This is a genomic window from Halobacillus sp. B23F22_1 (assembly GCF_043497005.1).
GTDB lineage: Bacteria > Bacillota > Bacilli > Bacillales > Halobacillaceae > Halobacillus_A.
On the sequence record NZ_JBIEKE010000004.1, the window covers coordinates 100,439 to 118,418 of the forward strand.

Sequence of the window (17,980 nt, forward strand, 5' to 3'; positions counted from 1 at the left end):
CAATTTCAAGCATATTTACACAGTTTTTTTACAATTGCTCGTCAAAAGGGTGTTGTTCTTTCACCAGCTCAATGAAAACAGAAACATTCTTTGAAATTTCTTTCTCATTGCCAGGAATAACGTAGGAAAAGAAGCGGGTAGCAGACTTAATAAATGGCAGAGGATAGATTAGCTCTTTAGAATCAGAATGCTCTGCAACTGTCTTTGAAATAATAGATAAACCTAGTCCTTGTTTTACTCCTTGAATCACACCGTGGTTGCTGCCGATCGTAATTAGTTTACCCGGGCGGATATTGTAGCTGTCCCACAAAGACTCCATAACATCTCTCGTACCTGAACCACGTTCCCGACATATCCACGTTTGATCTTGCAGCTCTTTAAAGTTCCCATCTTTTCTATGACGTAACGGATGTTCTGCAGGTACGACAACCACCATCTCATCTTCCATAAAAGGATGGGGCGATAGATCTTTTTGCTTCACTTGTCCCTCTATCAACCCAATATCCAGTTCATGCAGCTGAACCTCCTGGTTGATGTGCTCAGTGTTTTTAATCGCTACATTAAGTTCTACATCCGGATATAAATCACTAAAGGTTTTCAGCAAAGAAGGTAAAACATATTCTCCAACTGTATAGCTCGCTCCTATTCGAATTTCCCCTCTCAGCTGATGGTGAAATTCGTAAACTTCAGTGCGCGCTTTATCCAGCAGAGCGAGAATTTGTTTTGCTCTCTGGTAAACAATGTCGCCTGTATACGTAATTTGAAATCGTTTAGGTGTACGATCAATTAAGGTCGTCTGGAAATGCTCTTCCAGACTTTTAATATGGAAGCTTACTGTAGGCTGAGACAGGTTCAGCTGTTGAGAAGCCTTAGTAAAACTCTCGAGTTCAATAACTTTTACAAAAGTCTGCAATGATTCTATATCCATCGTTTCAGTCCATTCATTTAAATTATTAATGATTATCATTATAAAGTTTTATTTTACTAATCACCATAGCGCTCGTATAGTGGTTTTTATATAAGAACGAAAAGGTAGGATATTATGTCTTTTATTAATAAATCGCACCAATCCTTATTCCTTGGTATAGTTTTTACATTCTCAATTGCAGGGATTGGTTTTTTTCTGGCTTTTCTACCCGTTTTCCATCAAATCGGACCCTTATCCGCCGCCATTTTACTCGCAGTGGTCTACCGGCACTTTTTCGGATTTCCCATTTCTTTAAATGAAGGCATTCAATTCTCTGCAAAACAATTATTAAGGTTGGCGATCATACTATTCGGTTTAAAGTTAAATATACATGTCATTATCGAAGAAGGTATTTCCTTACTCTTTCGCGATTTGATAGTGATCCTGTTCAGCATCGGGACTATGATGTTCCTCGCAAGGTTGATAAAAGCAGATCATTCTCTTTCTTTACTGCTTGGCATAGGAACTGGGGTTTGCGGAGCATCTGCAGTTGCTGCTGTTTCTCCTATATTAAAAGCGAAGGAAGAGGATACGGCACTAAGTGCCGGCATAATTTCTTTAATTGGTACCGGCTTTGCTATTATTTACGTCCTCCTTCGCCCATTTCTACCTATGGATGCTGAAAGTTATGGAATGTGGTCTGGACTTAGTTTGCATGAAGTTGCTCATGTGGTCTTAGCAGGGGAACCAGCAGGAGAAGAAGGGTTAGCGATGGCCCTGCTCGGTAAACTCGGACGTGTATTTCTACTCGTACCACTCTGCCTTTTGTTGATGACGGTAATGAAGCGAAAATATCAAACCAGCTCTAATCAACCCGTGCCATTTCCCTGGTTTTTAGTTGGATTTCTAGTCATGAGTGTAATCGGAAGCTTTATTTTTGGTACTTATATCACTGTCTCCACCTCATTCTTAGAGGGCATTTCTACTGCCACATCGTTCATTCTTACGATGGCTATGGCTGCTCTGGGATTGAATGTAAGTCTGCACGATGTAAAAGATCGTGCTTTAAAACCCATTACAGCAGTGATTGTTACGTCAATCTTGTTAAGTATCGTAACCTTTTTTATAATTTGATAATGATAACTATAATTTTCTGGTCCCCATGATGACCGAAACGAAAGCAAATACTAGTAGAAAAAAAGCTAATAGACCATATGCGCCTCCTTCAAAACCTCTTATTTGAACAAATCCTATGTAAAACAAAATCAAAGCTGCCACCGCAGTTAATAGACCAGGGATCAAACGTACGATAAAAGGAAGTGCTGACTTTCTCAGCCACCACATTAAAACTATTACAAGCACTCCAATGACCGTTGCCATAAGAAGCGGTCCTCCTACCATCATGTATTTACCTCCCTCTGCAAGCAAATTTATGAAATTTTCAATATACTCTCTTCATTTATTTTAACATAAATTCCCTTATTTTCTTTTTTTGTCTTAAGTCATTTACCATGAAAAAAGAGTATGAATCGACGAGATACATACTCTTTATCTTTTGCTGACTAAAGCTTCTATTTAGAGATTCCATACTGATTATCTGAATCTGCATACTTATTGAACCTGCGTTGGAACCAATAAAACAGATGCGTTACAATGACTTTAATGATCGCATAACCTGGAATGGCGACAATTACGCCAATAACTCCAAACAAATGCCCCGCTGTTAACAGGACGAAGATGATTGTCACTGGATGAACATGAAGTCTTTTCCCCATAATTTGCGGGGAAATAAACTTTCCTTCTAATAGCTGGACAACTGTCCATACCACAGCAAGCTTAAGCAGCATAAAAGGTGAAGTTACAATCGCAATGATAAGTGCTGGAATAATGGCAATCATAGGGCCAAGATAAGGAACAACACTTGTTACACTAGCAATAGCTGCAAGCAGCAGTGCATAATCTAATCCGATAATTAAAAAACCAATATACATCATCACCCCTATGCAGAAGCTGACAAGGATCTGGCCTTGTATATAAGCACTCAGTTGGTGATCAATACCTTTAAACACACTAGATAGCTCAGGTCTTACCTTAGGAGGAAATACTTTCAGAATCATATTCGGGAATTTCTCTCCATCCTTTAATAGGTAAAAGAGAATAAAAGGCAAGGTTAAAATGGCAATGATCACATTCGTTATTGTAGAAATAAAGTTGGTAATGCCTTCTACTGTATTGCCGGCATAGGAAGAAAAGTTATCTGAAACCTGACCAAGCGTTCCTTCTAAATCTTCAAATAAGTTGTTATAGTAATTGGCGAACATCGAGTTTCTTAACCACTCATCGATCGCTCCTGCCATTTCCATTAAGTATTCAGGTAATTCCTTGGCAAGGCTCATAAATTGACGTTCTAAGAAAGGAATAATTAAAAATACAAGCAGCGTAATTAAACCAGCTACAAGAGCTATGGTGATTAATATACCCCACACCCTTTTTATACCTATCTTCTCTAATAATCCGATAAATGGACGCAGTAAATAATAAACGACCACAGTAAACAGAACGGGCAGAGCAATTGTTTCAAGGAAAATAACAATGGGATGAAATATAAATGAAACTTGGGTATAAACAAGAAAATTTAACCCAATAAATAAAAGAATCGCTAATATGTAAAGTAAATTTCGACCTCCAAAAAAACGAATCAAAGGGGTAGATTCCCATTTATCCATATCTTTCCCTCCCTATATGTACCTTCATTTTAGCACAGCCTAAAAAAAAACGTGCCCCTTTAAGGCACGTTTTGCTTAATATCTTTTAGACTTGCGGTTTCTCATAAATTTCCTAATCACCGGATAGATCATAGGTCCATATTTAATCGCACGTTTGATTAATCTTCCCATCGTAGTTACCTCCTACCCGAAATGGTTTGTTAAAGGTATGTTTCCCTTCTCCTCCATTTCTAAAACCCTACGGCCTTTACCCGATAATTTTATGATACAAGTTCCGGGCTTCTGTTATATCTTTGGTGCCATGAACCAGAACTCGTCCGTCTTTAAAGAAAACCATGCGCTGGTCCCCTTTTTTATAAGATAATAAGAACGGATTTTGTTCGACCTCGCCGTCTATTAAAGACATCCTTACCTCATCTAAATTTCTTACCATTTTAGAAGGCGGGCGAATCTGAACGGTGTCTCGTCCACATAATACTGCGGTCTTCGTTTGGTATTTCGGTGATAAATAAGGATAGACAGCGTTCACTCCACAGGAAGGGCAGTTCTTTCGTTTGACACGATTTACCTTCAACGTAGTATAGTGGTGGTTCCATAAATCAAACATGACGAACTTGCCGATCAAAGCTTCTTTGTCCTCGACAAGGATCTTTAGAGCTTCTGCCACTTGATGAGCAGTTACCATTTGTACAGCCGGGCTGATGACGCCCGCTGTATCACAGGTGGCTCCACCGATTGGAACAGATTCAAGCAAGCATTGAAGACAGGGGGTTTCTCCAGGTATGACTGTATAACTCATTCCGTGACTCCCCACACACCCTCCATAAATCCAGGGAACGCAATACTTCTGACACACATCATTAAGTAACATACGGGTATCAAAGTTGTCCGTTGCATCCAGGACAACATCCACTTGATCAATCAACATTTCTAACTCTTCGCGCTGGACATCCATTATGTGTCCTTGTATCTGTATTTCAGAATTAATTTCCTTCAACTTACTTTCAGCTGCTTTTGCTTTTGGAATTCTTTGGTTTGCATGTTCTTCGGTGAAGAGCTGCTGGCGCTGCAGATTGCTCCACTCCACGTAATCACGGTCGACAATAGTTAATCTTCCGACCCCGCCACGGACAAGCTGTTCGGCACTACTCGCCCCTAGCGCACCTGCACCAATTATTAGCACATGTTTTTTTATTAATTTTTTTTGACCTAGATTTCCAATTGGCTGAAAGCGTTCTTGACGAGAATAACGATCGAAAGACATGCTTTACCCCCATTTTGACTGACTCTTCTTTTTTATTTTATCACGAAGCTACCTCATTACGCTTCCTCCAGAAATTTTCAAGGATTCGCCGATAATGTTGGAGGAGGCATCTGATAGTAAAAAGATAATCGTACGTGCTACTTCCTCAGGGGTGCTCAATTGGCCAGAAGGAATCCCGGCCTTTGCTCGTTCTAACTGGTCCTCATAACTGCGCCCTTCCCGCTCTCCTTTATTCTTAATCGCCTGCTGGCCCATTTGCGTATCAACATAACCAGGACAGACAGCATTCACTCGTATATTATGCTCTACAGCCTCCACCGCAAAGGATTGAGTGAATCCTGTAATGGCAAACTTTGATCCGCTATAAGCTGTGTTACTATGGGTCCCTCGTAATCCAGAGAGAGAGGATAGGTTTACAACGGCTCCGCGTCTTAGCTCTTTCATGTGTTCATAAACCTCTTGAGTAAGGAGTACGGTTGAGAAGTAATTTAACTCCATCACGGAACGCAGATCATCTTCAGTGAGTTGATCTAGTGCGTTTCCTCCAATAACCCCCGCCGAATTTACCAGCCCTTCTATCGCTCCAAATGTATGTTGAGCTTCTTGCACAAGACGCTTTCGTTCTTCCACTTTGTTTAAATCAGTTGGACAAACAAATACTTTAGCTGAAGGGGTTTCTTGTTCACATGCTTGCTTCAATTCGCTCAATTTCTTTTCATTTCGTCCTGTAATAGTAACACTTGCTCCTGCTTTCACTGCTTCTTTTGCTGTTGCATAGCCAATCCCGCCGGTCGCCCCGGTAATTAAAATGTGTTGCTCTGTTAATGCTTCGTTTGAAAATACGCTCATTATGAAGCCTCCTTTTACGAGTAAGATAGCACTATTTGGCAAGCTTCAAACTTTTCCCCAATAAAAAATCAACGTCTTTAGACTTCCTTAGTCTTCAGACGTTGATCCACGGAACGGCCATAGGCACGTTCACCGTTATTTGTTTGTCATATATTCTCATAGCTACCGTCACCACTTCTTAAAGTCTTTATTTCCGCTTATTTTTACGGAAAGGCATTAGAAGTTTACCGCTTCTTGTACGCTTCACTTTAGTGGAAGCCGCCTGTTGAGATTCCTTAGCTTCCTCACTATTCTTGTAATCCTGATCGAATAGTTCGCGAGCCTTGGAATAAAGCATAGTCATTTTTGGTCCCTCCTTTTTAAATAGTATATTAAAATAATTCCCAAATTTTTCAGCATTAAAACTAAGGAATTTAAGGAAATTTTACTCTCTATAAAGGGGGTAACGCAATAGTTTTTTTTACAATTTTTTTGACAAAATTCGGTGATTTTCTTACTATGATCGTGGATCTAATAAGCAGAAGATTAGAATATTGATTTGGCGGTCTTTATAATGAATACAATGAAATGTTTTAGAGGAGGATTTATATGATAAAAGTCGCGGCTCTTGTGGGAAGTATTCGTACGAACTCTTTTAATATGAAATTAACTCAATTTATGAAGGATAGATATAGTGATCGTTTAGATATTCAAATTGTACCCATTAACGATTTAGCCTTTTACGATCAAGATATTGAAGATGAGGCTCCTGCTTCTGTCCAGCGTTTTAAAGCTGAGTTGGCTGATGTCGATGCTTTTCTTATTGTCACACCTGAATTCAACCATTCCATTCCTGGTGTACTTAAAAATGCATTGGATTGGCTTTCTCGAGGTGATCGTGAAATGGCAAATAAAGCGACCTTTATTGCAGGAGCCACAATGGGAGCTCTGGGGACGGTACGCGCCCAGATGCAGCTGCGTCAAATTTTAAACTCACCGGGTATGGGAGCGAATGTATTACCAGGAAATGAAATTCTAGTGGGGGCTGTGCAGCATAAGATGGATGAGAATGGCCGGCTCACTGATCAACAAACGATAGATTTTATCGATAGTGTTATTGATCAATTTATACCTTTTGTAGAAGACCAAAAAGAAAAAGCTCGGACGTAATTTTAACGAGTATTGGATTCGGCGGCTATTAAAAAAGTTCCCTATTCTGAGTTAGTTTTCGATCATTACTTTGAAACAACCATCTTTAATGTGGTCGTCAGCTTGTAGTGAAACCTTGGTAATAGGCATCCTTTCATTTTCGTGTCTACCATAGGAATTGCACCGTTTCCTAAAATCCTATTTTGAACATAAATCATCCGGACTGATTTCACTAGAATCGTCCGGATGATTTTATGCTTTATCAGTTTTGCCCCAGCACCTTACTTTTTACTTCTGAAGATCACAATACATATGCATAGCCTTATTTAGAAAGTCTGCATACCCGCGTTTCTTCTTATCAATATTGTTCGTAAAGCGCGGATCGGTAATATACATATCTGCTAAATCTCGAAAAATTTCAATACTGCATTGATAAAAATGATCGGTAATATGCTGGCGCTTTGCCTCGATCCATCTTTGCACCTCTGCATCAGCCGGAGAGCGATCCATCAGGTTAACCAACTGACGATCGATTTCTTCACTCTCCTCATGAATCTTCTTCCAATCCTCTTCGGTATAGGATGAAGTCCTTCTAGCTGATTCCTGATAAGCATCTGTATCACCCCAACGCTGTTCAGCTTCATTCGCGTATTTCTTTTGGTGTTCTTTAATTTTCTTCATATCGAATGGTTCAAAACGATCTTTATTTGCCATTGTTTTTCCTCCCTCAAATGTTTGAATAGACTGATCAATTGATTGAATAATCTTATCTAATCTCTTTTTTTTCTCCAACAAGATGGTTTTATGCTGCTTAAGCGCTTGTTTTTCATCAAATGCTGGATCATGCAATATTTCCTTAATTCTCTGAAGTGGAAAATCCAGCTCTTTAAAGAAAAGAATCTGTTGCAGCCTAATAAAATCATTGTCATTATAATAACGATACCCGTTGTCTGCTTTCTTTGGTGACAGCAGTCCAATTTGGTCATAATGGTGCAGTGTGCGCACACTTACACCAGCTAGATCAGCTACTTCTTTTACTTTATACACGGTGATCACCTCACTTCTAAATATAATCTATGACGCAACGTAAGAGTCAATAATATTTCCCGGGGAATATTGTCGTTTTTTAAGAGATTTTTAAACAGAGAGAGGTATTCTTGATATTTTGCAGAATATCTTCTGTAACACCACTTTTAAATGAGGTCATAATTATGAATATGTATTGCCATAGTGCCTTTCACCAGTTAGAAATCGTTATCGCTTCACTCTCAGAGATTCTAGGACAATTAAAAGATGAAGACTTATCCTTTCGACCCACAGACGGAAAATATTCCGTTGGAGAACTATTAGAACATTTAGCGATGATTCCCGCAGCCGACGCCAGAATTGCAGAAGGCGCATCGGAAGAGGAAATGAAAGAACTTTATGACTCGGTATCCCTTAAAACAAAGGAAGAAATTTCACATGCTTTATTTGAGCATTTTGCCCAACTGAAGTTTCAGTATGAACACTATACAGAAGATCACTTATTTACGGAGATCACTTCTTGGTGGGATGTAACGTATACTCGTTTTGAATGGCTGCTTGAAATTGTAGCTCATATGTATCACCACCGTGGACAGCTTCACTCAATGCTTGTCCATACTTTCAAGCTTGATCCAGAGATTATGTTATTTGAATAGGTCAGTCATTGAACGTAAGAAAAGGTCTCCCGCCTAAAGCAGGAGACCTTTGTTTTATTTCTTCTTCTTTTTACCTAAAGTTGTTTGAATATCATCCTTATAAGCGTAAGAGAATAACAACGAAACAAGTATGGCTCCGCCAATTAAGTTCCCAATACTCGCTGGAATTAAATTAAAAAGGATATACTCGTACCACGTGTATTTATCTGAAGCTAATACACCCATACTAAAGTAACCCATATTGGCAGCGCTGTGCTGAAAGTTACCGGCTACAAATAAGATAACAGGTAAAGTCGTCCCCAGGATTTTTCCGGTAATGTCGCGGGCGGACGTTGCAAGAAAAGCAGCCATCCCGATTAACCAGTTGGCTAATATCCCTGACACTACAACTTCAAACCATCCTTTAACTCCGTGATCCATGAACTTCATTTTTTTATCAAGGTAAGAGGAAAGTTCGGTGTAAAACTCAGCGTTTAGTGAATTTGAAACCTCTATAAGGACAGCCACCATAACGGCGCCTAAAATATTACCTATATAGGTGGACGCCCAGAACTTATAAATATTGACTTTCATAAGATTGGCTTTATTAAATAAATAAGATGGCAGCAGCACGTTAATTTCCGTAAATAAAACGGCCCCCGAAATAAATACCATCGCATAACCAGCTGCGAAACCAAGTCCCGACAATAAATAAAAGATGCCTTGCTTCTCGACACCTTCAGCAAGCAGGATGGAAAAAATCGCACCAAACGTCATAAACGATCCGGCAGTAAGAGCCAATAAAAACTGGCTGCCAAACGACTGCCTTAAGTGATCTCTCCCTTTTTCCCCAAATTCATCTACAATCTGTGAGGGAATATAAAATTGACGCCCCGGGCGATCAATCTCAGAATAATTTTGATCCGTCTCTTTATCTTCGTGGGCTTCACGCTCTTCTTCTTTTTCTTTCTCGCTCATTTCCATCCCTCCTGTGGAATTCTTATTCCCTTCATTAATGACAAGTAATCAAAAATCATATCCTCACGCATATTTCTCTTAAAACAGGTAAAATTACATAGTAAATCGAACTCATTTAGGAGGGACTCATGGGAAGCCGAGATCAAGTATGTTTAGCGTGTGACGGACGTGGATTGTTAATGGACGATGAAGAATGGCAGTACACATGTAAAATATGTAATGGAGATGGCTTTATGCCCCAACATACAAATGTAGCCAACCGCCAGCTTGCAGACACTGACGAGATGAATCGAATATTAGACTAAAAAAGCGGGAGCTCCTATAGAGAGCTCCCGCTTTTTTAGTTATTTAATAAGTTTCAGTAGGTTCTTCGTTCACTACGGGTGATTTAGGTTTACGGACAAGAGCGGTAATACCTGCAATCAGGTAGGCAATCCCGCCAAACAATCCTAACCCAAAGGTGCCGAATGTTAATAATACTGCTGCCACTATTAAAATAATCCCTGCTGCCTTTGGTTTTTTATTTCCTTTTAAGAATACAATACATAATATGCCAAGTGCTACGGCGATCAATCCTGCAACTACTACAGTCCAGGCCCCGGTGGACATGGCATTCATTAACTGATCCACTGAAATCTGGTCAGGATCTACGTTGGGGTCCTGGTTTATAATACTTTCCAATTCAGCACGAGCTTGAGGATTATCCCCCATATTTGCAAAAAAAGCTCCTAATGCTAAAGCAAGACCAAAAAAAACAGCTCCAATAATGGTAAAAACAATTTCTACAGTTCGTTTCAAATGCTTCACTTCCTTTCAAATTTAAGCGTTCGTCACATCTCTTTTCGTGAAAAAGACCCATGCCAATCCTAGAAAAATAATTAAGTAGGCACTTAAAACAGTGATTGAAAACCCTAGAGTTAAATCAGAAATCATCGGGGTGCCGGTGAAAAACTGATTTAAATCTGTATTAGCAAATAAGATATACTTCGCCCACTCTTTATTTGCGAAAAAGCCAACGATGGTATTTCCGGACATCATGAGAAAAATAGCTACTCCAATTGCTAATGAACTATTTCTAAATATAGTCGAAATCATAAAAGCAAATGTGGCCATCATTACTAAATTAACAGAACTTAACATGTACTGTGAAGCTGTATGCTGAAAAATAGGTGCCTCTTGAACTTCTCCATCTTTCATAAACAAGTAGGGTTCATTTAAACCGGCAAAGCCAAATAACAGCGAACCCGTAATAAAAGATAACACATAAAGAAATAAAAGCATCATCATGGCATAGACCAGAACCGACACATACTTCGCAGCCAATATTTTTGTGCGAGATATAGGGCGGATCAATAATAATTTAATTGTACCCCATTTGAACTCGTTTGCAATAATACTTGCTGCAACTATAATTGTTAACAAACTAATAATCGATACATTGCTTCGATTTTCCTGTACAAAATCCCATACATCGTAACCATCAGGTGGAATTTCATGGTCTAATCGATATTGGTTCATTGCTATGGTCTCTTGATTTAAATCAGAAAATCCTGATTCTTCGTCTATATCTTGCTGAAGCTGTTCGTTTTCTGTTTGGAGCTGCTCTTCCCAATTTTCAGAGGGCTGATCTGATTCTTCAGTTAACATTCCATCTACTTTAAAGAACACCCCGACGCCTACGACTAAAACAGCTAAGATAATCAACATGACCCAGGTTGAGATTTGGGAAAACAGTTTCATTTGCTCATTTTTAACAAGCTGAATAAAGTTATTCAATGGCTCCATCTCCAATCAAATCCAAGAATTTATCTTCTAATGTAGACCGAGAGACGGTGACACCGTATATATTAATATTGTGCTCTACTAATTTCTGAACAATTGATGGCAGTTCTTCACGTTTTGCTGTAAATAGAAGCTGCCCCCCTTGAATCCTCACCTTAGCATCTACACACTCTTTTACTACACCTTGGGCTTCCCCAATAGGTTCAGCTTCTAGAAGCACTTCTTTCTTATCCGTCTCTTCTAGAGCATCATCCACAGATTGAATCGAAATAAGCTCCCCATTTTTAATAATTCCAATTCGATCACACATGAGTTCCATTTCAGATAATATATGGCTCGAAACGATGACAGCCACTCCGTCCTCGGAAGCCAGTCGTCTTATGTAAGCCCGAATTTCACGAATACCTGAGGGATCTAACCCGTTCGTAGGCTCATCTAAAATGAGGATAGACGGTTTATGTAGAAGAGCTTGTGCAATCCCCAGCCTTTGCCTCATTCCTAAAGAATACTTCGACACTTTTTCATTTATCCTATTTTCCAAACCAACCAACTTAACAACTTCATCGATCCGTTCTTTTGTAATACCAGAGACCATGCGACTATAGTGGACCAGGTTTTTACGGCCGCTCATGAAAGGATACATTTCCGGATTCTCCACAATGGCTCCTACATGCTGAATCGCTTCTTTAAAGTTCGTTTTGACGCTATGGCCTTTGATGTACACATCCCCTTCACTCATTTTCATAAGTCCAGCCATCATACGGATTGTCGTCGTTTTACCCGCCCCATTAGGTCCTAGAAAGCCAAATACTTCACCACTGTGTATTGAAAAATTAAGTCCTTTAATAATCGGCTTTCCTTTCATCGTTTTCTTTAGATTTTTTAACTCCATGACCGATCCTGTCATTACCTCATAACCTCCCTATCGTCATCACTATCTATTCTACGAATGAAATTCACAGGCGTTTCACATTAAGATAACATTTCTACAATACATAACATTACCACCTCTCATAATGGATTAAGCTCGTTTAATTTGATAAAATTTAGACAAAGTGAAAAAGGGAGGGACTATAAATGAAGATCGTGTCTATTGAACCGACGCCGAGTCCTCACTCAATGAAAGTGAACGTTAATGAAGAACTTCCTTTTGGGGAAAGTTTAAATTATAAACAAGGGGATTCACTTGAAGATGCACCTGATTACGTTTCCGCGCTCTTTAAGATCAGCGGGGTAAAAGGTCTGTATCGCGTAGCTGATTTTATTGCGTTAGAACGCAGTGCAAAAACCCCCTGGGAGGATATCTTACCAGAGGTGCGCACCATATTTGGGTCTGAACAACCCGATGAACACTCGCCTTCCACCTCAAAGTCAAATGATGATTCGTTTGGCGAAGTTAAAGTGTTTGTACAAATGTTCCGAGGGATCCCAATGCAAGTGAAACTCGAAGAAGGCGATGAAGAAAAAAGGGTTGGACTTTCGGAACGATTTATGGAAGCTTCCATGAAAGCGGCCCCGGCGTCTCCGAATATGATTATGGAACGTAAGTGGATAGAACAAAGCCCCCGGTACGGTACTCCCGAGGATATCGGTGAACAAGTGAAAGAAGAGTTATCAGCCAGTTATGACGATCAACGGCTAGAAGCTCTTGTTAAACAAGCGTTTGACCAAGCTACACCAGAGCCAATGGAGTCAAACGCTCCAAAGGTTTCCCTAGAAACGTTAGATGATCCAGATTGGAAAGTGAGATATGCTGCTCTTGATCGTATGGATCCAACTACTGAAGATCTACCAGTGTTAGAAAAGGCACTTAGCGACGACAAAGCTTCTATCCGCCGCCTAGCCACGGCTTATCTAGGGATGATTGAAGAGCCCGAAGTTTTACCATACTTGTATAAAGCTTTGGAAGACAAAACGGTAACCGTACGACGAACGGCAGGTGATTGTTTATCCGATTTAGGGTTTAAAGAAGCGATGCCGCACGTCATTGAAACGCTGCAAGACTCTAACCGTCTCGTTCGCTGGAGAGCCGCCATGTTCCTTTATGAGCTGGGTGATGAAACAGCTTTACCTGCGTTAAAAGAAGCAAGCGATGACCCTGAGTTCGAAGTACGCTTGCAAATAAACATGGCCATTGAACGAATCGAAGGCGGTGAAGAAGCTAAAGGTTCCGTTTGGCAGCAGATGACTCAGGCTGCGAAACAAAAATAATGAGGAGGTTTAATTATGAATCCATATGAAGCTTATATGAAAGAAATTTCCCAACCGATGCGTGATGAACTAACAAACGCTGGTTTTACTGAACTTACAACTCCCGAAGAAGTCGACGGATTTATCGGCGAAAGTGAAGGTACAGCTTTAGTCGTTGTTAATTCTGTATGTGGATGTGCTGCAGGGTTGGCGCGTCCCTCTGCACGTGAATCTCTTGATTTTGAGAAGAAACCCGATCATCTTGTTACCGTTTTCGCTGGTCAGGATCGTGAGGCGACAAGCCGCATGAGAGATTACTTTGAAGGATATGAACCATCTTCTCCTTCCATGGCACTGCTTAAAAATGGGCAAGTTGTTCATTTTATTCCGCGTGAAGAAATAGAGGATCATGAAGTTGAAGAAATCGTAGAGAATTTAACTAAAGCTTATAAACAGTACTGTTAATAATATAAAACAAAACAAAAAACCGAATAAAGCAAAAAATAATCCGAACGATTCTATTGCAATCAGTTCGGATTATTTTTATTAAATCGAAGTATACCATCACTCCGTCAAAATACTCCACTTTCCTTGGGGACTTTGACTACACTAATGAGCTGCGTTTTTTCGAAAGTTCGTTTTTTCACTTTCCTTATGTTCCGCCCACTTTTTTGTGCAGCTTCCTGAAGGGGATACACTAACCTTTGACAGATTTCCGTTCCACAAGTTCAGTTGATAAACTATAGTGCCGCTCTGCTTTGTCCCCAGCCAACAGTTGAAAAATGAGATGAACTGCAAGGGCCCCTGCTTCATATTTAGGCTGGCGGATTGTCGTCAATGGAGGTGCCACATACTCTGCTAGTTGAATATCATCAAACCCTACCACTGAAATGTCTTCTGGAATACCAATGCTGCGTTCAGAAAAAGCCTGGAGTCCTCCTATAGCCATCTCATCATTCGCATAAAAAACAGCATCCGGGAGGTTTTGCTGTGCAATTAACATCTTCGTAGCCCTGTACCCGCTCTCACGCGTGAAATCTCCTGATATCTTCAAACGAGATTGGTAGCTGACCTCATGATCTAACATCGCTGACTTGTACCCATGGAAACGTTTTTCATTATCATGAGAATTGTATGGACCGCTCACATAGGCAATATTACGATGACCTTTTTTAATCAAATGCTCAGTGGCCACATAGCCCCCTTGTATATTGTCCACCTGCACCTCCAGGACGAACTCACTATCGATTTCCCGATCAAGTACGACAATAGGAAAATCCTTTCGTGCAGACTTTTTAATAAGGTCATCACTAATATTATGAGCCAGGATAATAGCACCATCAACACGCTTTTCTTTTAAGAATTTCGTTGCTGTTGAGAGTTCGCCGCCAATTGAACTGCAGGCAATTAAGTCGTAACCATTTGCCGAAGTGACTTCCTGGACACCTTTAATTAATTCAGAGTAGTAAGGACCAGATAAATCACTTAATATCAGAGCAATCGTATTCGTTTTTGTTCGTTTTAAGTCTGAGGCAAATCCGTTCTTTTGATAATTAAGCTCGATTGCAGCCCTTTGAACTTTTTCAACTGTAGCTGGACTAACTTTCTTAATCCCATTCAAAGCATAGGAAGCCGTAGATACGGCAACACCAGCCCGCTTTGCTACATCTTTAATCGTTGCCATCCTCAAAATCTCCCGTCTATTCTTATAAGAATGCAAGTCTTTATAACTACAACTCTCTCTACTTATAGAATATCGTTTGTTCAGCTATAATTCCAACGACTCACATTCACAAAAATTCTAGCACTCGTTTAATTTGTTGATCCCAGTATTCCCACTCGTGCCCTCCAGCACCTTCCTCAAATTCTATGTTTAAACCTGATCGCTTTCCATATTGATAAAACTCTTTATTTGCTTGATAGTTATGATCTTCTGTGCCGCAAGCCTGATATAGTTTTGGTAGAGTTATATTATCCTCGGTTAATTGATCAATTAAGAAATAAAGATCATCTTTCGTCCCTTGAATAGGCCGGTTTCCAAATATATTAGCAAAGTCTTCAGGAAAAGAATCGATCCGACTGCTGATATCGAGTGAACCTGACAAACTGGCAGCTGCGCTAAAACGTTCAGGATAAGTCAATGCCATTTTAAAAGCGCCATACCCTCCCATTGACAGCCCGCCTACATATTGATCCTCCCTTTTTTGCGATAGAGGAAAAAAAGACCGGGCTACCTCAGGCACCTCTTCACTTATATAGGAAAAGTAGTCAGGTCCGTGCTCCATATTTGTATAAAAACTGCGATTTGCAGCCGGCATAACGATGGCAAGTTCCCGCCCTTCTACATATCGTTCAATTGAAGTATTGCGCAGCCATTTACTATCATCATCAGATAAGCCATGAAGTAAATATAAAGTTGGGTACCCATTTTGAGGGAGGGCAGTATGTTCTGGTAAAATCACATTCATAGAAACATCTAAATCTAAAATTTGCGAATGAAATTGACAGTTTATTTTAGCGATCGATTCCTGCCTCCTTTATGATTTACGGAAAGTAGATGGATAAATTTCTATCAATAAACAGCTTCCAGGTTTACTTAATTCCAGACATCGTAAATCCTTCCACAATATACTTCTGAAAAAATGAAAAGATAATGATAATCGGAACGACCATAAAGGCTGCACCAGCCATTTGAAGGGCAAAGTTGTTCGCATACTGCCCTTGAAGTAAGGATAAACCTACTGACAAAGTATAAAGTCCTTCGTCGTTCGCAATAATAAGCGGCCACAGGAAACTATTCCATGCTGCGATAAAAGTTAAGATCCCCTGCACCGCGAATATTGGCTTAGCAACAGGCATGATCAACCGGAAAAAGATATAAAATTCTCCAGCTCCATCGAGGCGCGCCGCTTCAATCAAGTCAGTTGGAATGGTGGTCATAAACTGACGGAACAAAAAGATACTAAAAGCAACAGCAAGTCCTGGCAACACAATACCTGCCATTGTATTTGTAAGACCCATTTCATTGAGCAGCAAGTAAACCGGAATCATTGTAACTTGTCCAGGGATCATCATGGTAGCCAGCACAAAGTAAAAAACCTTCTCTTTTCCACGGAAATCAAACTTTGCGAACCCGTACCCCGCCATGGCATTAAACAAGAGACCGACAAATGAACACACTACAATGATTAATGTATTTCTTAAATACACGGCAAAGTTTAAGCTCTCAAACAAGTTCACGTAATTTTCAAGAGTGAAGTTTTCCGGAATAATAGTCGGTGGAATGTTTAGAACTTCACTCTCAGGTTTAAATGAACTCGAAATCATCCATAAAAAAGGAATCGAGACAATAATTCCTCCTATAATAAGAAGAATTGTAACTAAATTTTTTTCAAACTTACTCTTTTTTGTAACAGTTGCCATACTTCATCAACTCCGTTACTTCTTTTAATTTCTTACCTATTAGTATTGAGTATCCGATTTCTTAAACTTAAATTGGATCAGTGTCATGATAATAATTAATATGAATAACACGAATGAACCTGCCGCTGCATATCCGAATTGACTATATTGGAAACCTTCTTTATAGATAAATAATGCAATGGAAATCGTTCCATCAAGAGGGCCTCCATCCGTCATGACAAATGGCTCTTCGAAGAACTGCATCCAGCCAATTAAAGTAGTTACGGTAACAAAAAAAGTGGCGTAACTTAACAGAGGAAGCGTGACTCTAAAGAGGACTTGAAAACGGTTGGCCCCATCGATTTCAGCAGCTTCATAGTAAGCCCGCGGAATTCCTTGCAATGCAGCAAGAAAGATAATCATGTTGATTCCAATCCCTTTCCACACAGCTAAAATAATCAATGAGATTTTCGCAATGGTCCGCTCCTCAAGCCAGGGAACATTATCCACATTAATGATCGATAAGAGGTAATTAAATAATCCGTATTCCGTGTTATAAAGATAACCCCAAATAACTGCAACTGCGATAATATTAGTAATAGATGGCATATAGTAGACAGAACGAAACACTCTAAACAGCATATTACTTCCATAATTCAGTAATAGGGCAATGCTTAGTGAAGAAATAATAACTAAAGGAACACCGATTACTACATAAAAAGCTGTATTAATTAAGGAAGTGGTAAAGGTTTCGTCGCTTACTAATTGTTTATAATTTTCTACTCCAATAAAATTAATGTTCGACCAATCCGCTAATCCTTTTAAATCTAGATCTGTAAAACTTATGAAAAAGGCGATGAGAATAGGGATGATACTGAACACGGTTAATAAAATTACTGCGGGCGCTATAAAAAAATAAGGGTGCCGTTCTCTATACGCCTGTTTGAATATTTTCGTCATGTTATCCCACCTTACGAAGTCTGCGCGTACTTACAAAAAATAAGATGAATACGGCAGATCGGTTCATGAATACGAACCATACCCATAACCTGATCCACTCCATATCCATCTCTCATACTGAGCGTTCATGAAT

22 protein-coding genes are annotated in these 17,980 nt (G+C 39.7%); 6 read left to right on the forward strand and 16 right to left on the reverse strand.

What is annotated here, in order from left to right; all coding sequences use genetic code 11:
- Window positions 1-28: 28 nt before the first annotated feature.
- The gene (locus ACGTNH_RS19500) at window positions 29-928 is read right to left on the reverse strand and encodes a LysR substrate-binding domain-containing protein (RefSeq protein WP_394588690.1); all 900 of its coding nucleotides are present in this window, start codon (window positions 926-928) and stop codon (window positions 29-31) included.
- A 114-nt stretch (window positions 929-1,042) separates the two neighbouring features.
- On the opposite strand from ACGTNH_RS19500, the gene ACGTNH_RS19505 reads away from it, so the two are divergent.
- Window positions 1,043-2,041, forward strand: a complete 999-nt coding sequence (locus ACGTNH_RS19505) for a YeiH family protein (protein WP_394588691.1) — start codon at window positions 1,043-1,045, stop codon at window positions 2,039-2,041.
- 9 nt (window positions 2,042-2,050) lie between these two features.
- Here the strand turns inward: ACGTNH_RS19505 and ACGTNH_RS19510 are convergent, their stop codons facing one another.
- The 6 genes from ACGTNH_RS19510 to ACGTNH_RS19530 form a co-directional block, all read right to left on the reverse strand.
- The gene (locus tag ACGTNH_RS19510) at window positions 2,051-2,311 is read right to left on the reverse strand and encodes a YesK family protein (RefSeq protein WP_394588694.1); all 261 of its coding nucleotides are present in this window, start codon (window positions 2,309-2,311) and stop codon (window positions 2,051-2,053) included.
- Window positions 2,312-2,478: 167 nt separating this feature from the next.
- Complete coding sequence (locus tag ACGTNH_RS19515) at window positions 2,479-3,633, reverse strand: AI-2E family transporter (protein WP_394588695.1); 1,155 nt, start codon at window positions 3,631-3,633, stop codon at window positions 2,479-2,481.
- A 75-nt stretch (window positions 3,634-3,708) separates the two neighbouring features.
- Window positions 3,709-3,804 (reverse strand): small protein YxzF, encoded by a 96-nt coding sequence (gene yxzF, locus ACGTNH_RS21175; RefSeq protein WP_507161316.1) that lies wholly within the window; start codon window positions 3,802-3,804, stop codon window positions 3,709-3,711.
- Window positions 3,805-3,880: 76 nt separating this feature from the next.
- Window positions 3,881-4,897, reverse strand: coding sequence for a MoeB/ThiF family adenylyltransferase (locus tag ACGTNH_RS19520; protein ID WP_394588696.1), 1,017 nt, complete (start codon window positions 4,895-4,897; stop codon window positions 3,881-3,883).
- A gap of 48 nt (window positions 4,898-4,945) precedes the next feature.
- Entirely contained in the window at window positions 4,946-5,746 is an 801-nt protein-coding gene (locus ACGTNH_RS19525) for an SDR family NAD(P)-dependent oxidoreductase (RefSeq protein WP_394588697.1), read from the reverse strand.
- 187 nt (window positions 5,747-5,933) lie between these two features.
- The gene (locus ACGTNH_RS19530) at window positions 5,934-6,089 is read right to left on the reverse strand and encodes a hypothetical protein (protein WP_188378975.1); all 156 of its coding nucleotides are present in this window, start codon (window positions 6,087-6,089) and stop codon (window positions 5,934-5,936) included.
- A 248-nt stretch (window positions 6,090-6,337) separates the two neighbouring features.
- Here ACGTNH_RS19530 and ACGTNH_RS19535 point away from each other — a divergent pair, with 248 nt between their 5' ends.
- Window positions 6,338-6,895, forward strand: coding sequence for an NADPH-dependent FMN reductase (locus ACGTNH_RS19535; protein ID WP_394588809.1), 558 nt, complete (start codon window positions 6,338-6,340; stop codon window positions 6,893-6,895).
- 267 nt (window positions 6,896-7,162) lie between these two features.
- On the opposite strand, the gene ACGTNH_RS19540 is transcribed toward ACGTNH_RS19535, so the two are convergent.
- Window positions 7,163-7,921, reverse strand: a complete 759-nt coding sequence (locus ACGTNH_RS19540; protein ID WP_394588698.1) for a MerR family transcriptional regulator — start codon at window positions 7,919-7,921, stop codon at window positions 7,163-7,165.
- Window positions 7,922-8,085: 164 nt separating this feature from the next.
- On the opposite strand from ACGTNH_RS19540, the gene ACGTNH_RS19545 reads away from it, so the two are divergent.
- On the forward strand, window positions 8,086-8,556 hold the full coding sequence (locus ACGTNH_RS19545; protein WP_394588699.1) for a DinB family protein: 471 nt from the start codon (window positions 8,086-8,088) through the stop codon (window positions 8,554-8,556).
- A gap of 54 nt (window positions 8,557-8,610) precedes the next feature.
- On the opposite strand, the gene ACGTNH_RS19550 is transcribed toward ACGTNH_RS19545, so the two are convergent.
- Window positions 8,611-9,513, reverse strand: a complete 903-nt coding sequence (locus ACGTNH_RS19550) for a formate/nitrite transporter family protein (RefSeq protein ID WP_394588700.1) — start codon at window positions 9,511-9,513, stop codon at window positions 8,611-8,613.
- A 128-nt stretch (window positions 9,514-9,641) separates the two neighbouring features.
- On the opposite strand from ACGTNH_RS19550, the gene ACGTNH_RS19555 reads away from it, so the two are divergent.
- The gene (locus tag ACGTNH_RS19555; protein WP_188378983.1) at window positions 9,642-9,818 is read left to right on the forward strand and encodes a hypothetical protein; all 177 of its coding nucleotides are present in this window, start codon (window positions 9,642-9,644) and stop codon (window positions 9,816-9,818) included.
- Window positions 9,819-9,861: 43 nt separating this feature from the next.
- Here ACGTNH_RS19555 and ACGTNH_RS19560 read toward each other — a convergent pair whose 3' ends face one another.
- From ACGTNH_RS19560 to ACGTNH_RS19570, 3 genes are read right to left on the reverse strand one after another with little or no spacing between them, the layout of a single operon-like run.
- Window positions 9,862-10,311 carry a DUF4064 domain-containing protein gene (locus ACGTNH_RS19560; RefSeq protein ID WP_394588701.1) on the reverse strand — a complete coding sequence of 150 codons (450 nt, stop codon included), beginning with the start codon at window positions 10,309-10,311 and terminating at the stop codon, window positions 9,862-9,864.
- Window positions 10,312-10,332: 21 nt separating this feature from the next.
- A complete protein-coding gene (locus ACGTNH_RS19565; RefSeq protein ID WP_394588702.1) occupies window positions 10,333-11,289 on the reverse strand; it encodes an ABC transporter permease in 957 nt (318 codons plus the stop codon).
- Entirely contained in the window at window positions 11,282-12,202 is a 921-nt protein-coding gene (locus tag ACGTNH_RS19570) for an ABC transporter ATP-binding protein (RefSeq protein WP_394588704.1), read from the reverse strand. Before ACGTNH_RS19570 ends, ACGTNH_RS19565 begins: the two co-directional genes overlap by 8 nt.
- A 170-nt stretch (window positions 12,203-12,372) precedes the next feature.
- Here ACGTNH_RS19570 and ACGTNH_RS19575 point away from each other — a divergent pair, with 170 nt between their 5' ends.
- On the forward strand, window positions 12,373-13,506 hold the full coding sequence (locus ACGTNH_RS19575) for a conserved virulence factor C family protein (RefSeq protein ID WP_394588705.1): 1,134 nt from the start codon (window positions 12,373-12,375) through the stop codon (window positions 13,504-13,506).
- Between the two features lie 15 nt (window positions 13,507-13,521).
- On the forward strand, window positions 13,522-13,950 hold the full coding sequence (locus ACGTNH_RS19580) for a BrxA/BrxB family bacilliredoxin (RefSeq protein WP_394588706.1): 429 nt from the start codon (window positions 13,522-13,524) through the stop codon (window positions 13,948-13,950).
- Between the two features lie 232 nt (window positions 13,951-14,182).
- On the opposite strand, the gene ACGTNH_RS19585 is transcribed toward ACGTNH_RS19580, so the two are convergent.
- From ACGTNH_RS19585 to ACGTNH_RS19600, 4 genes are all read right to left on the reverse strand, one after another.
- On the reverse strand, window positions 14,183-15,169 hold the full coding sequence (locus tag ACGTNH_RS19585; protein WP_394588708.1) for a LacI family DNA-binding transcriptional regulator: 987 nt from the start codon (window positions 15,167-15,169) through the stop codon (window positions 14,183-14,185).
- A gap of 106 nt (window positions 15,170-15,275) precedes the next feature.
- Entirely contained in the window at window positions 15,276-16,007 is a 732-nt protein-coding gene (locus ACGTNH_RS19590) for an alpha/beta hydrolase (RefSeq protein ID WP_394588811.1), read from the reverse strand.
- 70 nt (window positions 16,008-16,077) lie between these two features.
- Window positions 16,078-16,908 (reverse strand): carbohydrate ABC transporter permease, encoded by an 831-nt coding sequence (locus ACGTNH_RS19595; RefSeq protein WP_394588709.1) that lies wholly within the window; start codon window positions 16,906-16,908, stop codon window positions 16,078-16,080.
- Window positions 16,909-16,947: 39 nt separating this feature from the next.
- Entirely contained in the window at window positions 16,948-17,847 is a 900-nt protein-coding gene (locus ACGTNH_RS19600) for a carbohydrate ABC transporter permease (protein WP_394588711.1), read from the reverse strand.
- Window positions 17,848-17,980: the final 133 nt, after the last annotated feature.